The sequence below is a fragment of the Massilia atriviolacea genome (assembly GCF_003953935.1).
GTDB lineage: Bacteria > Pseudomonadota > Gammaproteobacteria > Burkholderiales > Burkholderiaceae_D > Telluria_A > Telluria_A atriviolacea.
Map to the genome: position 1 here is coordinate 1 of NZ_RXLQ01000030.1, position 19,330 is coordinate 19,330.

The following is a 19,330-nucleotide window of genomic DNA, read 5'->3' on the forward strand; positions in this document are numbered from 1 at the left end:
CGCGCGGTGGACCAAGAAGTACGGCAAGTCCTACTATGGCTACAAGGTTTCGGCCAACGCAGACAAGCGATACAAGCTGGTATGCAGAATCAAGGTGAGCAGGGCCAGCGAACACGTCACGTTGCACTTTGAAGAGGTGCTCGATTCGGCCAACACGAACCGAAACGTCCTGGCCGACAAGGTCTACGTCGACGGCAAGCGTGAAGAGCGGCTAAGCGAACAGGGCTGGCGCATGCACATCCAGCGCAGAGGAAGCAAGGTTAAGCCGATCTCGGCAGCCCAGGAGCGGTGCAACAATCCTATCGCCAAGACCCGCGCCCACGGCATGACGCAGTTGGGCGCAAGGCACGGCGTGCTATCGGTCTGGCGCGCGCGACGCTCCAGATCAATTGGAAAGTCGCCGCATACAATTCGCGGCGTCTTGTCTACTTGAAAGAGGCCGGAGTCGGGGCGTTCTGACGCCCGCAGTCCGTCTGGGTTGCACAAAATGATCAAGTGCCCATACAACGGGCGGCAACAGACTGAGCCTTGCATCAAAATCCGAGCCTGCTGGCATCGTGACCGGCATGCGCGCGGACTTTACCGGTAAGTCGGGTCCCCCATGGTTTGCTTTAGTTGGCCGAGAGTGGCGGTAATGAGTCTGCCGGCCCATTCGAACGTAGTGCCTATGCCGCTATGGGCTGTGCATCTGCATCGTCGATTTGCGAGACTACCCGCGCGAAACGCTCGGTGTGAATCTGCGCAGCTTAACCTGCCATGGCGAGCGCGAACGTAACGCGGACGCTCTGCTGGCCAGCACTGTCATCGATCAGCGCTTGTGCGAGCCATTTGCACCAGTGGTGAAGCCGGTAAGCCATCACCATCTTCCCGATTTAATTTAATTGCCGCGAAACTACCATGCTGCGACTGGAAACATGATCACACGAAACGAAACACTAACCAGCCGGCGAATTCCTTATCGTATCTCTCGCCCCCTTCCGTATCACGGCTTGACATCTTGGATGATCTCCGACGCATGTAAAATCCAATATTTTTTCGATTTCCTGGCGCTTATTCTTGATCATGAAACGAACCACAAGATAGCTCCAGATGTACACGTGTTCCGGCCAGCAACTTCTTTCATAACCAGTGTCGAAGAGCACTTAGGTTATATGCATTGCATTTGGCGATCTCGATTGCTTTGGGATACAACTCTCTCTTCGCGCTAGATATTCTGCAATTCCTTCAGACCACCAAACCAGATAGGGCGTAGCTGGCGCCGGCTTTGGGCAGTTTTCAGGCGGGCTATGTGAACGATGCAGATTGCGTCAAAAATCACTATGCAAGTTGAACCCAGCATCAAGAAAGTGGACCAATTCGTGTTTCAGATTGTGGATACCGCCACTATCTTTTTGATTGGCGATGAATTTCGCTTGATTGCCGGGCTGACCAGGAAAGCCTTCCAGATACATGCCGCCATTATGCGTCGGAATGTGGAAATGCACACCAGCGTATTTTGCATACTCGGCTTTCAGCGATAAATATTTGCGCGCAAGGTCGCGTTGAGGTCATCTGAAACCGGTTTGCCGGTGGTGCCGAACATCCAATGGAAGCGTTGCTCTAGACCGCTCAGCGATGCGCACGTGGCAGTCTCCAATTCGCGCGTCAGCGTGTGCGAGCGCAGGGTTACACTCGAGCCCCAGCGCCAGCTACGGCTGAGAACTGTGTCCACGCTGTCCATGCGTCGAGCGGAGGTGCTGGCAGCAAACAAAGACACGTGGCTGCCGGCAGGACAGCTGCAACGTACAAGGAGTTGAAAGATCTCGAATACATTGGACGCATGCTGTGAATGAATCTAAAACCATCCTTAGGCAGCCGCTTTGCACTGGAGTTTATTACTGCTGCTGTATGCCGATTTCTTTAGGTTTCCTCAATCAATCCTCAAAACCACAGCGCAGGAACCGCATCACGCAAGCACCCTGCTTCAACATAATAAAGGCGCTTCCAAATACTCCGGATTAACTCGAAACGCCACGATGCGGGACGACTTATTGATCACGTTCCCGCAGCCGTAAATATTCGGCTTTGTTGTGTGATTAAAGCATTAACAGATCCTGCGGAGTGAGCTTCAAAAGCCTGTGTAAGTTTCCCCGCAAAAGCGGTCGAAAGTCATATAGACGGATTTATCCAATTTGGTTAGCCTATCTAGCCCGAACCTGCTTTTTTTCGCATTCTATTCGGGTAACAAGCAAAACACTTTTTCCCGATAGTTACTGCGGCAATGCATGCGATTCCGAACACAGCATCATTTTCCGGCTCATCGCCATTGCAATATTGCGATTTTTTACATTTTACGCTGCTGGTAGCATTTATTCGGAAATGTCGTCGTATACATCAAAAAAATTTTCAGGAGACTTTTGTGCAAGAAAAAATAATCAGTGCAAGCATTCGATTCATGTGCATGAGCATGGCCATCGGTGGCAGTCTGGTCTGCGCGCCGGCCGCGCACGCGCAGGATGCCGGAATCCAGCGCGTCGAAATTACCGGATCGGCAATCAAGCGCATTGCCAAAGAAGGTGCATTGCCGGTGCAATTTCTGAGTGCTGCAGATATTCAAAAAACCGGGGCCAGGAGCGTGGAAGAGCTGGTGCAGTCGCTCACCGCCATGCAGGGCTTCGTCACCTCCTCCGAGTCGGTCAATGGCGGCGGCGGCGGCGTTCAAACGGCATCGCTGCACAACGTAGGCGCCGCCTACACGCTGGTGCTCCTCAATGGCCGCCGACTTGCTTCCTATGGATCGGGCAGTGCCGTCAACCTCGCCAGCATTCCGATGACTGCGGTGGAGCGGGTCGAAGTGTTGACCGACGGAGCCTCCACCCTGTACGGATCAGACGCCATCGCCGGCGTGATCAATTTCATCCTCAAGAAGAACCAGCAAGACTTCCGGTTCGACGCCGGTGCCAGCCGTCCCGGCAGGAAAGGCGGGCAAAGTTCCAACTTCTCCGTCTCGAAGGGCTTCGGCGACCTCGATCAGGACGGCTTCAATGTGCTGGTGACGTATGCGCGCGACAATCAAGGCGAACTCAATGCCAAGGATCGCGACTTCGCCAAATCGGGCTTACGGCAGTTTTCCGAGAACGGCAAGACGTACTCGACCTACCTGCTGGCCGCGAATACCGCCCCCGCTTCCGCCACCCTGAGCCTGAAGGATAATTCGGTCAAGATTTTTTCGCCGAACTACTACAAGGATGGCAAATGCGCACCGGATACCGCCTTCGTCGGCACCAGCGACGACAAGTCGTGCTGGTACGACTACGCAGGCACGGTGCAATTGATTCCCAAATCGGTACGCGACAGTGTCTTTTCTTCGTTCAACATGAAGGTCAATGACGAGCTGTCGGTGTTCGGCGAACTGGTCCTGTCCAAATTTACCCAGACGGCGCGCTACGCCCCGGCCGCGCAACGCCTGACTTTGCCCTTGAACGGCGACTTGTATGCCCGGGAAGTCCTGCCCTACCTGGGCAAGATAGGGGTCGCGCCGGGCGACGTGAAATCAGCATCGATGAACATCCGCTTTACGGACGCCGGCGGCCGGGCACGCGACTACATGACTAAGGCGAAACACCTCGCCCTTGGCGCATCGGGCGTGAAGAACGGCTTCGATTATTCGGCCTCGCTGACCCATTCCGAGAACAGCCAGGAATCGACTTTCGTCGCGGGTTTTTTGAGCAAGAATGCCTACAACGATATTGTGGCGTCGGGCAAATTCAATCCCTTCGGTCCGTCCGGAAGCGCCGCCGCCGTGCTTGCGCCCGCGATACTCAATACCACCGAAAACACAACCGACGTCACCCTGGACAGGTTCAGTGCCTCGCTCGCCCATGCGCTGTTCGAGGCGCCGGGCGGAGCATCGCAACTGGCGCTCAGCACGGACTATGCGCGCCAGCGCTACGATTTCATGCCGAGCCCGATTTCCCAAGGAAGCAACGCGCAGCAGCCCAACTATACAGACACGCCACTAGGCGACTCGGCCGATCACCTGCCGGTGCGCGCCAGCCGCAGCAACTGGGGCGCATCGGCCGAATGGATGACACCGGTGTCAAAGTCGCTGGAATTGACTGCGGCCGCGCGCTACGATGCGTACTCGGCTGTGAAAAACAAGATGGTGTTCGACCCGTCGGACGGCAAGCTCCTGCCCGCCGCCGAGCAAGGCAATGCGAACAAGAAGGGGACCTACAAGCTCGCGTTCCGGTTTATCCCGGTCGACAACGTCTTGCTCAGGGGTTCATACGGAACCGGCTTCAAGGTCGCCAGCATGGACTCGATCGCCTCCCCAGTTGTCCAGGCCGGCAACACCTCCGGTTCCTACGCCTGCCCGGTCAAAGCACCCGATCCACGCGCGGCCTACTGCACCGGCACCACCCAGCAGTACTTGCTTTCGGGCGGGAACAATCTGACGGGCGCCAGCGGCCTGCGCCCGGAAAGGTCCCAACAATATTCGATCGGCATGCGTGTCGATCCGGTAAAAAATCTGTCGCTGGGGCTCGATCTGTGGTCCGTGAAAATGAAAGACCAGTTGACCACCTTGCCGGAACAATTCCCGTTCGCAGACCCGGCCAAATTCAACAACAACTTTTCGATTGTCTTCGATCAGGGCATTGGGGCCAACAAGCTGGTCACCCTGCTGCCGACCTTTAACCTGGCGGCCGCGCGCTACGGCGGTATCGACTGGGATCACTCCTACACCGTCAAGACCGGCCTGGGCAAACTCGACCTAAAATGGAACGGCACCTACATGCTCAAGTCCGAAGTGGAGGTGCCCGGTTCTCCCACGGAAAGCAGCGTAGGCCGCTTCGACGCCTACAACAACGCGACCTCCAGAACTGTGTCGCGCTTGTCGGCCAGTCTTGCCAGTTCAGACCGGTACAGCAACACCCTCGCCGTCAACTTCCGTTCCGGGTATCAGGACCAGGTGCTCACGCCGGAAGACAATGCGCTGAAGCTGGTCAATGCGGACGGCAGCTTGCCGGTCGGCTTCGTCGGCCTGACGCGCAAGGTGAAGTCGTTCACGACAGTGGACTGGCAAACGCGCATGCAATGGAAGCAGTACAGCAACCTGACCATTACGGCGGGCATCCGCAACCTGCTCGACGCCGATCCACCGCTCAGCATTCGTACTGCCGGCGGCGGCAACCAGGCCGGCTACGACGCGCGCTATGCAAGCGCGTTGGGACGACAGTTCTACGTCAATGGCGGCGTGAGCTTCTGATTGCGAAACGGGATGGAGCCCTGCCAGGGCAACCATCCCGCTCGATCCGGCTCACGCAAGAACTTGGTTCACCGAAGACGGCCCGGTGTCATGCGAAAATCGACACGAGGGCACGTCCGTGCTGGTGTCTTCGATTCACCAGGCGTTAGCAGTCTGCGCGTCGCGTCTTGCGATCAAACACCAGCATCGCCGTTGCTGAAGCCAGTGCCAGCAAGGCAAAGCCACACCACATCAGAAGGGGCTGATGGAGTCCCTTCGCAATGGCGGCGTAGGCCCAACCGGAAAGAACGCCGGCAAGCAGGCTTCCCAGTGCCATCGATATGAAATAGTAGCCCATGAACATGGCGGTCTTCCCTGGCGGCGAGACCGAACTGACAAACTCCTGGCTCTTGGGAGATACGATGGTCTCTGCGATGGCAAACACGGCGATGGCCGCCAGCACGATCGCACCGCCGTGGGCCGAACCTGCCGCCAGGCCGATGACGATGAGCGAGACCATCAAGGTGAACACCCCGAACACCAGCACCGGCAGGGCTCGGAAGCGCCGCGCAAACACGCTCACGGCAATCTGAAAGACGATGATGATCAAGAATTCGATATTAATCATATACTCCGGTGCAATCTGGCGATAGGTGGCCGCGAGCTGCCTGGCGAGGTTTGCGGCGTCGATGTGCCCGGACTGCAGCGCGTCGAGACTGCGATGAAGTACCTCGTCCGGCACGAGTATCCTTAGATTGGCCAGTGCGCGGCCCACCTCCACGACGCTGTCGGTGGTGGGCGGCCGCCGCTGAACGTTGGACAGCAGTGCTTTCACGTCCTCCAGGTTGACGTGTGCGAGCACATCAGCGACGCGCGGCGATACCGCATTGAAAAACCGCACCAGGTCGCTCGTATCGACAAAGTCCTTGATGAACAGCGGCAGGGTCAGGAATAGCTGATAGTAGACGGCCCAGAATGCCGACAAGATCAGTAGGTAGGCCACAAAGCGCCGGTCGCCGACCTTGATCGGCTGGGCATACCAGTTCTCTGAGCCGCTGGTACGGACCAGAACACTCCAGCCGATGTTCAAAGCGATCCAGGCCAGCAGGATCGCTACCAGCACCAGCAACGATCCGGCCGTCTTGATGAAGTACATGCCGACGGCGAGAACGGGAACCACCAGGATCAGGAGCCGCCCGTTGCCAAGCACCTCGCGCGAGTCGGCCAGCACCGTCTTGAGAGAGCGTGTATCGCTGATGGCGGCGGCTGGCTCACGGTAGAGAAAGAGCGACGGAATCAGATTGATCGCCACCCAAAACGACGACATCGTAAACACCATTTCCCAGCTGATCGTCCGCACATAACCGGCAACGATAGGACCAAGGAAACCGCCGACATTGACCATCATGTAGAAAATGCCGAAGCCCAGCCCGCGATTGCTGTCATCCGTGGTACGGCCGATCGTCCCGACCGCCACCGGCTTGAAGATCGCAGCGCCGACTGCAACCAAGACAAATACCGCGCAAAACGGCCAAAAACTGTGCATCTTCCCCAACAAAAAATAGGAGGGCGCCATGATCAACGATGAAAGAATAAACATCTTCCGGTAGCCATAGCGATCCGCCAGCGCGCCGGTCAAGACGGGGAGAATGTACAGCACAAACGGGACTATGCCTTGGAGAAATCCCCGCTCTTCATCGCTGAAACCCAGTCCACCCTGAGCGCGGGGAGTCGTCATGTACAGCGACGATACGGTGAAAAACCCGTACCAGGCCAGCCGCTCGAAAATTTCCATCGAATTGGCGACATAGAATGACCGGTGAAACCGGATCCCTTGGCTCTTTCTCATGGGCGGGCTCGTCCTCCGATGATGGTTCCGGTATTGGAGCAACTCATACGCTGATCTGGAAAAACTTCGGTGCGTGAGTCAGACAGCTTGCGCTATCGTCGCCAACCAGCACATCGTCTTCATAGCGCACACCACCAACGCCAGGGATGTAGACGCCTGGCTCGATGGTGACGACAAATCCGCTTTGCAGGATGTCCTCGCAGCGCGGTCCCAGGAACGGGTATTCGTGGAGCTTCAAGCCCACACCATGGCCGAGTCCCTCCCCCGCATACTGCGCGAATGCGGAACGCTCGATGACGCGTCGTGCCTCCCGATCGATCTGGCACCCCGCTACACCGGCGCGTGTCGACGCGATTGCCGCTTCCTGCGCGCGCAGGACGGTACCCATCATCGAGAGCTGCTGTACGCTCGGCGCGCCGACGACGAAGGTGCGCGTCATGTCAGACCGATATCCGTTGACCATTGCCCCAAAATCGATTAGGACGAAATCCCTTTTTTTCAAGGCGCGGTACCCTGGCACGCAATGGGGCTTTGCCGAGTTTTCCCCGAACCCGACAATGATAGGGAACGCAACGTCATCGGCCCCCATGGCCCGCGTAAGGTATTCGAGCTCCCTGGCCAGATCGCGCTCGGTCACGCCGAGCCGAATCTGTCCCACAAGCTGTTCCAGGGCTTGGTCGGCGATCCCTGCAGCCTGCCTGATCTGGGCGACCTCCCACTCGTACTTGCACGCGCGCAAACCTTCCACAATCCCCTTGCTCGGAATTAGCACTATCCGCTGAAAATGGTGTTGAATTTTCGTGAACAAATCCAAAGACAGATATTCTGCCTCGACCGCCACATTGGAAACTTTCCCATCGCCCAGCGCAGCGCCGATGGCCTCGGGCAGGGTCGTATTCTCTCTGTCCCGGCAAACCACGGTGGAGTGCACGCATTCGGCGTTGGCTTGCTCGACAAATCGGTAATCGGTGATCAGATGCAAAGAATGTCTCGCGAGTATGCCGCAAGCGGCCTCGCCGCTATATCCGGTCAGGTATCGGAGATTGTCCGGCGAGAAGACCAGCAATGCGTCAACACCGCGTGAGCGCATCACCTCCTGGGCATTGGCAATTCTGGTTTGATAATCGGGAATGAGCATAAGTTAATAAGGTTCGATCTAGCACATTTCTGAGGATTCGATGGATGCACCGCAACGGCAGCGACAGGCGCGCGTGTCGTCGATCGCGCCGGCGCCCTGTTTTCGGCAGGCGCAACGGTTTGAAATGGCGCGTCCATGGCACGTTTAAAAAGAGAGGAGCCACCGGCTCCTCCAATCTGCCGTCAATGGACGTATACCCTTGCGCCCAAGCTCTGGCAACGGGGAGACACGATCATGATAAGAATGAGTAGCGTCGCTGTCTTGATTCGGGCATCTGGCAAAACGCGCTAAAACGGCAGCATGCTGGTAAGCCCTGCAGGAACGATAGCCAGTTCAAGCTATATCGCGATTAGACTTACATTTCAGTTGACTATACAATTTTTAAACTCATAGAGAAAATATTGTTTGATTATGCTATTAAGTCCCTACTGCACACGCAAAAAAACCACAAACACGTTATAAATATGCTCAATTGTGGGATCACTCCGCAGAACGTGGCATACACAGTGCAGTTTAAAGCTGGATAATTTTCTACACGATCTCCTGCCCCTCTCTCTTCCCGCGCGAGATTACATGCATATGCGTGCGCGCTGTTAATCGAATTTAGACGACAGACAACGTCAAAACGGCACAAAGCGCGATGCAATATTTGGATACTATTTGTGAATCGATCCAGGTCACGATTCACGCATTGCACGCAATCGTAGATCTGGCTCGACACTTGCCCTCATTGCGTGGGGGCAATCGGCCGCCTGGCACTGTTTGAATGAGACTGTTGCAGGATCATGAATACGATTGATAGCAATCGCCCGCGCTTATTCCGGCTTGCACCGCAAGCCAGGCGATTGTCTGGTTTTCAAGCCGGTGGCGTTTAAAACAAATAGACAATGAATGGAGACAATATGTATATATCTAACAAGCTGCCGGTGAAAGACACCTTCGTACTGACTGCACTGATGTCGGCGGTGCTGCTGTGTATGAATGCCTCTGCGGCGCAAGGCATTGCGCCGGACACGGCACTCATGGAAGCGCGCGCAAAGGCTGAACGACGTGATGCCAACCCCAAGGTAGCGAAGATCGAGGATCTCTATCGCGGCAAGCACCACCAGAAAAAGGTGCTCGATGCAAGCGAACGCAAGCCGAGCGTCCCACCAAGCGTCAATGCGCGCCAGAAGTATGGCGACAACCCCGAGCAGCAACAGACGCAATCGAAAGCCCTGCTGCGCCCATCCAAGGTGCTCAGCGAGCGAAACTCGGCCAAAGGCGTAGCCGGCGTGAGCGCGAATGCGGCACTGGCGGCCTGTGACACTGCTGCGTTCGCAAACGCGAACGGCGCAGCACTGGTCGCTGCCGTCAAGGCGAGCACCACAGACTGCGTCAACTCGCTGTTCAGCGTCTCGGGCACAACCGCCGGCGCGATTTTCAGCGAAAGCAAGATGGTCACCATTGCCGACGCCTTCAGGAATACGGCCGCTGCCTACAATGGCACAAACTCGACCAGCGCGCTGCAACTGGTCATGTTCCTGCGTGCCGGTTACTACGTCAACTATTACGACGCGGCCTCGACTGGCGCCTATGGCGCAGCGCTCAAGTCCTCCATCCGCGCTGCGCTCGATGCCTTTGTCAACAACGGCAATTTTGGCCTGGTCAACGATGCGCACGGCGAAACGCTGTCGGAATTTGTCACGCTGATCGATAGCGCATCGGAAAACGCCCGCTATCTCAATTCGGTCGTCAAGAAGATGCTCACTTCGTACAACAGTAGCTACGCCAATTACTGGTGGATGATGTCGGCCACAAATAATGTGTTCACGGTCCTGTTCCGCGGTCACCAAAATGACGATTTCCAGGCGCTGGTCAAAACGGACACGTCGATCATCGACACGCTCTACAATTTCGCCAACTGGAATTTCAACTTGTTGGGAACCGACAATGGCTACCTAGTCTCGAACGCTGGCCGGGAAATGGGGCGCTTCCTGCAATATTCGGAAAATACGCCGATCAAAACTTTGGCAAAAGTACGTACTAAAGCCTTAATCGACCAAAGCAGCATCACCGGGAAAACGGCTGCGCTGTGGGTCGGCTTGGGCGAACAGGTTGACTACTACGACAAAGCGAATTGCAGCTACTACGGCATGTGCGATTTCAGCACGCGCTTGGCGACCAGCGTTCTGCCGGTGAGCTACAGCTGCAGCCCAACGCTCAAACTCAGAGCGCAATCCCTGACCCAGGCGCAGCTGACGGAGGCCTGTACCATCGTGGGGGGAGAGGAAACATATTTCCACAATAAAGTTGCCTCAGGAAAGATACCTGTCCCGAACGACAATAACACCCAGCTCGAAATGGTCGTCTTCACGAGCAGCAAGGACTATGGCACGTACGCCGGCGCCATCTACGGGATTGATACCAATAACGGCGGCATGTATCTGGAAGGTGACCCGTCCGCGCCTGGCAACCAGGCGCGGTTCATTGCCTATCAGGCCGAATGGATGCTGCCCAAGTTCGAGATATGGAACCTGACCCACGAATATATCCACTACCTTGATGGCCGCTTCAATATGTATGGCGACTTCGGCGTTGCCATGGGCGTCAATTCCGTGTGGTGGATCGAAGGTTTCGCCGAATACATTTCGTATGGCTATCGCAATCTGGCCTACGACGGCGCGAAAACCCAGGCGGCACTGGGGACTTATAACCTGAGCACTATCTTTGGCAACGACTACAATTCCGGACAGACTCGTGTTTATAACTGGGGCTATCTGGCCGTGCGCTACATGTTCGAAAAACAGCGGCCGAAGGTCAGCAATATACTCGGCTATCTGCGTCCGGGAAACTACGCGGGCTATACCGGCTACATGAAGAGCGCCAGCATGGCGGCAAGCATGGACGCCGATTTCAAGAAGTGGCTGCCTTGCGTGAACGACGCGGCGCTGCCTCAATGTAGCGGCCTTGGTGAAAACGCAGTCCCGAGTGCCAGCTTTACCAGTACCGTAACAGGGCTGAGCGCGCAATTTACCAATACCTCGACCGACAGCGATGGAACTATCGCAAATTCGCAGTGGAGCTTTGGAGACGGTACCACCTCGACTGCGTCGAGCCCATCGAAAACCTACGCGGCAGCGGGCACGTATACCGTGACCCTGGTGGTAACGGACAATCTGGGGGCGAAATCGGTGGCGCGTTCAGCCCCGGTCAGCGTCGGAGGCGGCACGAGCAACGTTGCGCCAACGTCAAATTTCTCCTTCACTGTCAACGGCCTGGTGGCAAATTTCACCAACCTGTCGACCGACAGCGATGGAACGATCGCCTCGCATGCGTGGACGTTCGGCGACGGCACCAGCTCGAGCGCAGCGAGCCCTTCCAAGACCTTCGCTGTCGCCGGTACCTACACTGTTGGCTTGACCGTCACCGATAACAAGGGCGCCAAGTCGAACGTGAAGAGCGCCGCCGTCAAGGTTACCGGTGGCGGAACCACATTGCCGGAATGCCCTGGTTCGGCTCAGCAGCTTGGCAACAACTGCGTGCGTTCGAATCTGTCGGCGCCAGCCGGAGACTACAGCTATATGTACGTGATGGTTCCCGCCAACACTCGCAGTGTGACGATCACCAGTTCGGGAGGAAGCGGCAATGCAGACCTGTACGTGAACTCCTTAGGTCAGTGGGCTACCCGCAACTCGTATAACTACGGCTCGTTTAACAGCGGCAACAGCGAATCCGTCGTCGTGGCGAATCCCCCAGCAGGTCCGCTGTACGTGAGCCTGTATGGTCAATCCGCGTTCTCCGGAGCACAGGTAAAAATCGTGTTTAACTGATCGGTTTTGTGGCGCGCGGCGTTCAGTCCGCCGCGTGCCATTTATGCGTCGTCGTGGGGGCCTTCAATTACACAGTGAGCCGCACGGTACATTGAATCGCCACGAGTTTACTAGACACTTGTGAGCTGTTTAAAATGCACTTGCTCAAACTCTGCTGGCGAAAGCCTGTCATTAAATCCGTGACGGCGCTTCGGATTGTAGAACATCTTGGTGGTTGAAAATATCTTGCCCGGCGTTGTTCCTGGTTGCACGGTTCGGTTGGCAGCGGCTGGCAGCCAACGCGCTCGCGTTTTCTCTCGGCAGGCACCTCGGCGTAGAGCTCTTCCTCAATGGCTGCCAGGTCCATATCAACCGTTTCCTCGAACGACAGGTGCTGCTCGCCGAGGAGAGACTTGCTAGTCTTGCTGAATTGGATCCATCGGTAGTAGGCTAACTCGTTCGTCAGCGCCGTGATCTTAAACTTCTTCTCGACCAGCACCGATTCTTACCGCGCAATCTTAGCCTGTTGCTGCTCGAGCAGCGCCCGTACCTGCGCGAGCATCGCGGGATTAGTGCCGGTGTGGGAGAGTTCGGCGAGCAGGTCCATGGCTCAGTGCTGTGGCCATCGATGACGCTTAAAAGCGCCATAGTTTACGTCGTCACAGCCGCCGGTGCGGACAGGCGCGGCCAGTCCACGCTCACTCTTTCTTCATCATTCGTACGGGTAATAAAGGCTGAATGACCAAGTAGAGATGTATTCGTACTTGAGCGGACCTCGAAAAACCATCTCGTCCATGACATGTTGGTGAAGCACCGATTATGACGCTTTCTCATGATCAAACCAGTCTGCTTGCCGACCTGGAGCGCGAAGCCAAGCTGAACAAGCTGGGCGATGCGTTGCAGGTGATGGAACAGCACGTCGACTTCGGCGCGTTGGCCAATGAAGTGGACCGTGCACATCCGCGCCCCAGACGCGAGCGCGGCGGCCGCCCTCCGTTTCCGACCGAACTAATGGTTCGCGACTTGCTGATCCAGCAATTGCTCAACCTGAGCGACGAGCAGATGGAGTTTCAGTTGCTCGACCGCCTAAGCTTCCAGCACTTTGTAGGGTTGCGCTCGATCAGTCAGATTCCGGATCGGACGACAATCTGGACCTTCATGGAACGCCTGATTCAGGCCGGCGCCAGCGATAGTATCTTCGAGGCCGTGAACCGGCAGCTGAGCAAACACGGTTAGATCGCGCGGGGCGGGCAGATGTTCGATGCAAGCATCGTGCAGGCACCGAAGCAGTCACTGAGCAAAACGAAGACGGCAGTGGTGAAAGAAAACGCCATGCCCATCGAGTGGAAACCTGCCAAGCGCCGGCAGAAGGACATGGACGCGCGGTGGACCAAGAAGTACGGCAAGTCCTACTTTGGCTACAAGGTCTCGGCCAACGCCAACAAGCGCTATAAGCTGGTACGCAAGATCAAGGTGAGCACGGCCAGCGAGCACGATACGGTGCACTTTGAAGCTGTGCTCGATCCGGCCAACACCAACCGCAACATCCTGTCCGACAAGGGCTACATCGATAGAGAGCGTGAAGCGCCTAAGCAAACAGGGCTGGCGCATGCACATCCAGCGCAAAGGACGCAAGGGCATGCCGATCTCGGCGGCCCAGGAGCGGTGCAACAATCCTATCGCCAAGACCCGCGCCCACGGCATGACGCAGTTGGGCGCAAGGCACGGCGTGCTATCGGTCTGGCGCGCGCGACGCTCCAGATCAATTGGAAAGTCGCCGCATACAATTCGCGGCGTCTTGTCTACTTGAAAGAGGCCGGAGTCGGGGCGTTCTGACGCCCGCAGTCGGTCTGGGTTGCACAAAATGATCAAGTGCCCATACAACGGGCGGCAACAGACTAAGCCTTGCATCAAAATCCGAGGCTGCTGGCATCGCGACCGGCGTTCATGCGGAATTTACCGGTAATTCAAGGTGCCCTTGAGTACATGTGACGGAGAGAATCTTACCAATTCGGTTTTTCCCGTTTAATTATCCCTACCAGGAGTAACAAAGCGTCGCACTCAGCTTCGCCGGTGACTGTACCTTCCAGAGCACGCGCTCATGCCTCAGGCAATCAAGGCGCACCGCTTGCTGATCATCAACGTGATCGGCTTCCTGCCGATGACTGAGTAGTAAGTCACACTGTTCTTTCGGGCAATCACCAATTTTTATGCGCGCAGCAACACGGAGCTCTTCAGTTAGATCTCGATCAACTGACTACAAAAAGGCCAAACGGAGTTTTTGTATTTGTACTATTATACAAAACGAAAATTATCTTTCTTGGATATTAAAGGCCAGTCGATCCTCAGTTGTTGTGAGTGATCGGCAGGTTTTATCGACTTTTATCCCAGCTCCCATAATTTCCACGCCGTCATCAAATCGTCTTCTATCATGGAACACTTCGCTCGCCCTATCCTCGCCAAGACTCTCGCTGACGGCCTTCAAGGACGCGCCGCCTTCGGTGACGCCTCAAGCGGTCTCTTCCTGTCTGCCCCTCGCCGAACGGGGAAGTCCACATTTCTTCAACTTGATCTCACGCCCGAACTGGAATCTCGCGGCGCCGTGGTCGTCTATTGCGACCTTTGGTCGGATACAAAACGCAACCCTGCGCACCTCATAGCTGATTCTATTGCCAACGAGCTATCAAAACACTTAGGCATTGTCGCCCGCACCGCCAAGTCCATGGGACTTGAAGAGGTCAACCTCGCTGGCTGGATGAAGATCGACACCACGCGCATCGGGAAGATCGACGGCATCACCCTCACTGACGCGGTCAAAGCACTTCACGAGGTAGCGAAAAAGCCGATAGCCCTGATCATTGACGAAGCTCAACATTCGCTGACGAGCACATTAGGCGAGTCAGCGATGACCGCGCTGAAATCTGCGCGCGACCAAATGAACCGCCCGGGCAGGTTCAATCTCATGCTGGTCATGTCCGGTTCGGACCGCGACAAGCTTCTAAGGCTCGTCAACAGTAACGGCGCGCCTTTCTATGGCTCGTCTGTTCAGCAGTTGCCAAATCTCGGTCTGGAATTTGTCAGCCGCGCAGCTGCTTTGATCGAGCAACAGTTGCCCGCCCGGCATCCCATCAATGTCGATAAATTGCTCATCGCGTTCAACACGCTCAGCTGCAGACCTCAGTTTTTCGCAAGTGCGTTGGGTGACGTGCTCAATCCGCTCAACCCATCGCCCGAGAGCTGTGAAGACCGCCTGGTAGCTGCCGCATTGAAGAGGCTGGCAGACGATGAGGCACACATGAAATCCGACTTCCTCGCCTTGCGCCCTCTTGAACAGTCGGTCCTGTGGCGCTTGCTTGATCAAGGCTCGCACTTCCGCCCGTACGATGCCGATGCCCTAAATTTCTATGCTGAAAAAACAGATGAACGCGTCACCGCTCAACAAGTACAGCACGTGCTGGAGGTCCTGCGAACCCGAACGCCGTCAATGGTCTGGAAATCCGCCCGCGGCGATTATGCCATCCAGGAAGCCATGATGTACGAGTGGTTCGCCAAACTTAACCAGGCGGGTGCCTGGCCCCCAGTTGGACCGGAGCGTCCCCTACCGCGCTCCACGCCGCTAAGCAGGCTTCGCGACAGAGCGCGTCGCAGTCAGGTGGGATGAGCCGTCAAAGCAGGTGGCCGCCAGAAACAGTGACTGCCTGCCGAGACGTCAGAAATGCATGAGGAGAAATTCATGAAAAACCATCCGATACCAAAACACGGTCCCCGCTTTCAAATTGATGAGTGGATTCAATCCGCTTTGAGAGGAGAACTCCTGGCCATCGTCGAAAGTGATTGGCTAGATATTTGCCACATCGATCGTGTTACACGTTCGCTCGATGAACTTCGGCTTCTGACTGGCATGCCGGAACGCACGGTTCCACGCGAGAAATTGCACCCCGGGGTCGCCCTGTTGCACTGCGTGCGCTATGAAGAAATGAGCAAACCCACGCTTGACGGCTTGCCTGCAGCCCTACTTCAGGTCCTCGGACTGGACGACCAATCCGGCCCCCATTTCCTGGGAGGTGAGCGCTGGCTGGAAGTCGAGCGGCGATTCCGTGCTCAGACGGAATACAAGCTGAGCAGCGCTGACGAGGCACGGTCGCGCAAGGGAGACATCGGCCAACGAAAAGCCGTTGTTAAAAACAGCCGAGCATCCTGTTGGAAGAGCTTGGCGTATCGACTGAACGTGTTTTTAGGGCAAGCGTCCGCGTTGTCCTCAATGTTGCATAGCAAGTTGAATCGTAGACGGGGCAGAGGTATAGCGTCGTCGAAGGAACCGCAAGCACTGGACCGACCGGACCAGGAGATATACGAACACGTCCATCGGCCATCACCAAGCAGGCCGGCCGTGGAGAACCTGATCAACGACTCCCCATGCGACGCCGCGAAACAGGTTCTGGCAGACATCATGAGGCAACGCGGATGGCCACACGAACGCTTGATAACGAACGGCATGCACAACCTGAGGCACAGACGCGTTCCGCAGAAGCCGCGCTCGCCGAAGAACCAAGGTAACAACCCGGGCGACTCTGAAGGCGACGGTTGCGATGACGCTGACGACATCACCGCCTGATCCACGCGCACAATCATCCGGCACCGGTCGCCGGAGGTAAGGCCCCGCAGGGCTGGGTGGCCATTCACCGGATGAAAGGAATATAGGCTGCGAGAAAAGGCACGGCTCCCGGGTTATCGGTGACGCATACATACGGTATCCGTCTTCTCGACCGAATAAGGTTCGAGCCCGCAATGTGTCCCGGCATGCCGGCTAGCTGCCGAGTCAACTCGGCCTGTTGTCGACGCAGGCTACGAATTAAATTGATGTTGTTTCGAAACACGTACTCCGGAAATCCATTGCGCCCCATTTCTACCCGAGACCGCAGCTCAACGATATGGTCATCCGCAAAGTGCATTGAACGCAATGTGTCGTCACGACCTGACCTCAACGCCTGATTGGCGCGCCGCATCGTTATTTGAGAGCGCAGGATGCGTTCGACCTCGACATCCAGACAGGCGATCGCGTGATGCAGATCCCACAGCTCGCCCACTTGCAACGACTCGCAACAGGGTGGCGAATCAACCGTCCCATTCATGTGAAGTCCTTTACCGACGTCGTTTGAAACGTTTCTTAACGCGACTTTTCATATTCACAATAGATGGTTCCAACAATGACTACTTTATTGCATATCAAATAACTCTTCAAGCGACACCTTTTCTTACCCAGAGCAAGGATCACGCTCAAAATTTCCGCTGTAAAACGAGCAGCCGCTCTTAATTTTCACCTCCACTGACGAGCATCAAACATCAGCAAAAGGACCAGTATTAAATTTTGTATCTAGCATATAGTACAAAAATACCAGTTTAGGAGAGTTTCGTGATCGCCCGTCCAGGCCTACCGCAGGCACCCGCCGCGTCGACGTTAGTGGAGGACTCAAATCCCGGAGTTTCTCGCGAACAGAACGATGACGCGGCGATAGATGCCATGTTCAGCGAGATACTGGATCGCCTGCATCAAACTCATGACGCTGTCGATCCTGGACTGCGCCAGGAGAAAGAACGTAAGCATGTTCAGCTGATCGCCGGCGCGTCCGTCAAACTCAACTTCATTCTGGTAGGTACAGTGGCGCTGCTGGCGGTATCAAATCTTTTTTTGGGTTGGCACGCGGCTCACCCGGATCGCCAGTACTTCGCTGCCGATAACGGCCGGATATTCCCGATGATCCCGATGTCCCAGCCGTACCGTAAAACGGCCGACGTCATCCAATACGCGAAAGATAATGTAACGCGCTCTTTCACGATGGATTTCCTCAATTGGAGACAGCAACTGGAGGATGTAAGGCCCGGTTATACCCGTGACGGATTCAAGTCGTTTTTGGAAGCACTGAAGGCATCAGGCGTGCTGGAAACCGTAAAAGAAAAGCGCATGAACATGTCCATTTCCGCCGGCACCGGCGTGCTGACAAAAGAAGGCACTGAGAATGGCGTCTATCAATGGATAGTCGAGCTTCCGATCGAAGTACGCCTGGAAGGACAGACAACCAGGTTACCTGCACAGCGCTTTCTGACAACGGTACGCATCGAACGAGTACCCACTCTCGATTCGATCGAGGGCATTGGCATCGGCCAACTGGTGACGTCCCCATTGTAAGGAAAAGACAAATGAAGCTGTCCCTTTCCCTCATGGCCGTTCTTCTCGCAGGGACGGCAGTAGCCCAGAACCTGCTGCAGCCAACACAGCCGGCGGCCGAGCAGCAGCCTCGCGCGCCATCCGCCTCCACCGTCAGCCCAGGCTCGCAGTCAGCCCGGTCCGCTGTTCCAACAACACCCCGGACGCTGCCTGCAAATGCTGCGCCGGCCTTCCCCGCTCCCGTTCCAAATCAGCCAGTTCAGCAGTCGAATTTCGGACCGGATACATACGCCCCGGCCAAACATCAGAACAAAGCGCGCGCAGTGCAAAGCCATGACGGAATCGCCCCGCTTCCGCCTCTCGTCCCGCCCGACAATCTCAAGCAAGGGCAGGCAGCCGTTTCTCCGTTCAGCGAAGCCGAGATAGTACAAATGCGAAAAGGCTACGACCGCACAAGAAAAGCGAAAGCATTCCGTCCAGTGCGGACCATCCCCCGCATCAGCAGTATCACTGTGGACCTGGCACCGGGCTCGACGCCGCCTATTGCGCGGATGCTGCCCGGCGAGATGACAACCCTGATGTTCCTGGACGCCACCGGAGCCCCGTGGCCACTTGCCGCCGCGCCGCGCGTCTCCGACAGCCGGTACTTCGACGCCGAATGGTTGAAAGGTACGGCAACCGTCGTACTCTCCGGCCTTTCACCATACGAAGACGGAAACCTTAGTGTGCTCCTGGAGGGTTTTGCCACTCCGGTCGTCATCAAGCTCGCCACCGGCGAACCAGATTCCAAGTCCGACAGCCGGGTCGTCGACTACCGCCTTGACCTGCGCATTCCGGGACGCGCCCCTGGCACGCCCGACGGCAAGATGGGACCGGCAAAAATCGCGCTTTACGACGAAACCATGCAGCGTTTTCTGGACGGCATTCCGCCGCCAGCCGCCAAGGCCGTGCGGATTGACGGGGCACGCGACATCCGGACAAAAGCATGGGCACTCGATGGCGCGCTCTTCCTGCGTACCGACCTCGATATTCAAACGGCGTTCGACCAAAGCATCGCTGCCGGCGACGGCACCAGGGTGTACCGCCTTCCGCCTACACCGTTCATCACCTTTTCCGAAGGTGGCCGGTCCGTGACGATGCAGCTCGAAATTGACTAGGA

General features: G+C 56.4%; 13 protein-coding genes and 1 pseudogene. 8 read left to right on the top strand and 6 right to left on the bottom strand.

The genetic code is table 11. The features are described from left to right. Positions 1 to 433 (top strand): transposase (locus EJB06_RS30360; protein WP_164558080.1); only part of this gene is annotated, 433 nt, incomplete at its 5' end. A 502-nt stretch (positions 434 to 935) separates the two neighbouring features. Here the strand turns inward: EJB06_RS30360 and EJB06_RS33165 are convergent. Together EJB06_RS33165 and EJB06_RS33170 are read right to left on the bottom strand one after the other, a co-directional pair. Then, entirely contained in the window at positions 936 to 1,142 is a 207-nt protein-coding gene (locus EJB06_RS33165) for a collagenase (protein ID WP_126077767.1), read from the bottom strand. Between the two features lie 165 nt (positions 1,143 to 1,307). Further along, positions 1,308 to 1,451: a collagenase gene (locus EJB06_RS33170; RefSeq protein WP_370660167.1), complete on the bottom strand. Its 144-nt coding sequence runs from the start codon at positions 1,449 to 1,451 to the stop codon at positions 1,308 to 1,310. Positions 1,452 to 2,440: 989 nt separating this feature from the next. On the opposite strand from EJB06_RS33170, the gene EJB06_RS30375 reads away from it, so the two are divergent. Next, positions 2,441 to 5,248: a TonB-dependent receptor domain-containing protein gene (locus EJB06_RS30375; RefSeq protein ID WP_229427361.1), complete on the top strand. Its 2,808-nt coding sequence runs from the start codon at positions 2,441 to 2,443 to the stop codon at positions 5,246 to 5,248. 145 nt (positions 5,249 to 5,393) lie between these two features. Here the strand turns inward: EJB06_RS30375 and EJB06_RS30380 are convergent, their stop codons facing one another. Together EJB06_RS30380 and EJB06_RS30385 are read right to left on the bottom strand one after the other, a co-directional pair. Beyond that, a complete protein-coding gene (locus EJB06_RS30380; protein WP_126077768.1) occupies positions 5,394 to 7,076 on the bottom strand; it encodes an MFS transporter in 1,683 nt (560 codons plus the stop codon). Between the two features lie 43 nt (positions 7,077 to 7,119). Continuing rightward, positions 7,120 to 8,214, bottom strand: coding sequence for a M24 family metallopeptidase (locus EJB06_RS30385; protein WP_126077769.1), 1,095 nt, complete (start codon positions 8,212 to 8,214; stop codon positions 7,120 to 7,122). Positions 8,215 to 9,116: 902 nt separating this feature from the next. On the opposite strand from EJB06_RS30385, the gene EJB06_RS30390 reads away from it, so the two are divergent. Further along, positions 9,117 to 12,026: a collagenase gene (locus tag EJB06_RS30390; RefSeq protein WP_164558082.1), complete on the top strand. Its 2,910-nt coding sequence runs from the start codon at positions 9,117 to 9,119 to the stop codon at positions 12,024 to 12,026. A 67-nt stretch (positions 12,027 to 12,093) separates the two neighbouring features. On the opposite strand, the gene EJB06_RS30395 is transcribed toward EJB06_RS30390, so the two are convergent. Further along, on the bottom strand, positions 12,094 to 12,504 hold the full coding sequence (locus EJB06_RS30395; protein WP_126077771.1) for a hypothetical protein: 411 nt from the start codon (positions 12,502 to 12,504) through the stop codon (positions 12,094 to 12,096). Between the two features lie 320 nt (positions 12,505 to 12,824). On the opposite strand from EJB06_RS30395, the pseudogene EJB06_RS30400 reads away from it, so the two are divergent. From EJB06_RS30400 to EJB06_RS30410, 3 genes and pseudogenes are all read left to right on the top strand, one after another. Then, positions 12,825 to 13,841, top strand: a pseudogene (locus EJB06_RS30400) (IS5 family transposase). A 595-nt stretch (positions 13,842 to 14,436) separates the two neighbouring features. Then, complete coding sequence (locus EJB06_RS30405; RefSeq protein WP_126077772.1) at positions 14,437 to 15,666, top strand: ATP-binding protein; 1,230 nt, start codon at positions 14,437 to 14,439, stop codon at positions 15,664 to 15,666. A 72-nt stretch (positions 15,667 to 15,738) separates the two neighbouring features. Then, positions 15,739 to 16,620 (top strand): hypothetical protein, encoded by an 882-nt coding sequence (locus EJB06_RS30410; RefSeq protein ID WP_126077773.1) that lies wholly within the window; start codon positions 15,739 to 15,741, stop codon positions 16,618 to 16,620. Positions 16,621 to 16,684: 64 nt separating this feature from the next. Here the strand turns inward: EJB06_RS30410 and EJB06_RS30415 are convergent, their stop codons facing one another. Next, on the bottom strand, positions 16,685 to 17,137 hold the full coding sequence (locus EJB06_RS30415; protein ID WP_126077774.1) for a hypothetical protein: 453 nt from the start codon (positions 17,135 to 17,137) through the stop codon (positions 16,685 to 16,687). Between the two features lie 281 nt (positions 17,138 to 17,418). On the opposite strand from EJB06_RS30415, the gene EJB06_RS30420 reads away from it, so the two are divergent. Together EJB06_RS30420 and EJB06_RS30425 are read left to right on the top strand one after the other, a co-directional pair. Further along, a complete protein-coding gene (locus EJB06_RS30420) occupies positions 17,419 to 18,192 on the top strand; it encodes a DotI/IcmL family type IV secretion protein (protein WP_229427362.1) in 774 nt (257 codons plus the stop codon). 11 nt (positions 18,193 to 18,203) lie between these two features. Then, positions 18,204 to 19,328: a DotH/IcmK family type IV secretion protein gene (locus EJB06_RS30425; protein WP_126077775.1), complete on the top strand. Its 1,125-nt coding sequence runs from the start codon at positions 18,204 to 18,206 to the stop codon at positions 19,326 to 19,328. Positions 19,329 to 19,330 lie beyond the last annotated feature (2 nt).

Excerpts from the sequence above, each read along its gene's own strand:
- EJB06_RS30385 (WP_126077769.1), bottom strand. The coding sequence starts at position 8,214 with ATGCTCATTCCCGATTATCAAACCAGAATTGCCAATGCCCAGGAGGTG.
- EJB06_RS30380 (WP_126077768.1), bottom strand. The coding sequence starts at position 7,076 with ATGAGAAAGAGCCAAGGGATCCGGTTTCACCGGTCATTCTATGTCGCC.
- EJB06_RS30415 (WP_126077774.1), bottom strand. The coding sequence starts at position 17,137 with ATGAATGGGACGGTTGATTCGCCACCCTGTTGCGAGTCGTTGCAAGTG.
- EJB06_RS30405 (WP_126077772.1), top strand. The coding sequence starts at position 14,437 with ATGGAACACTTCGCTCGCCCTATCCTCGCCAAGACTCTCGCTGACGGC.
- EJB06_RS33170 (WP_370660167.1), bottom strand. The coding sequence starts at position 1,451 with ATGTATCTGGAAGGCTTTCCTGGTCAGCCCGGCAATCAAGCGAAATTC.
- EJB06_RS30410 (WP_126077773.1), top strand. The coding sequence starts at position 15,739 with ATGAAAAACCATCCGATACCAAAACACGGTCCCCGCTTTCAAATTGAT.
- EJB06_RS30425 (WP_126077775.1), top strand. The coding sequence starts at position 18,204 with ATGAAGCTGTCCCTTTCCCTCATGGCCGTTCTTCTCGCAGGGACGGCA.
- EJB06_RS30375 (WP_229427361.1), top strand. The coding sequence starts at position 2,441 with ATGAGCATGGCCATCGGTGGCAGTCTGGTCTGCGCGCCGGCCGCGCAC.
- EJB06_RS30390 (WP_164558082.1), top strand. The coding sequence starts at position 9,117 with ATGTATATATCTAACAAGCTGCCGGTGAAAGACACCTTCGTACTGACT.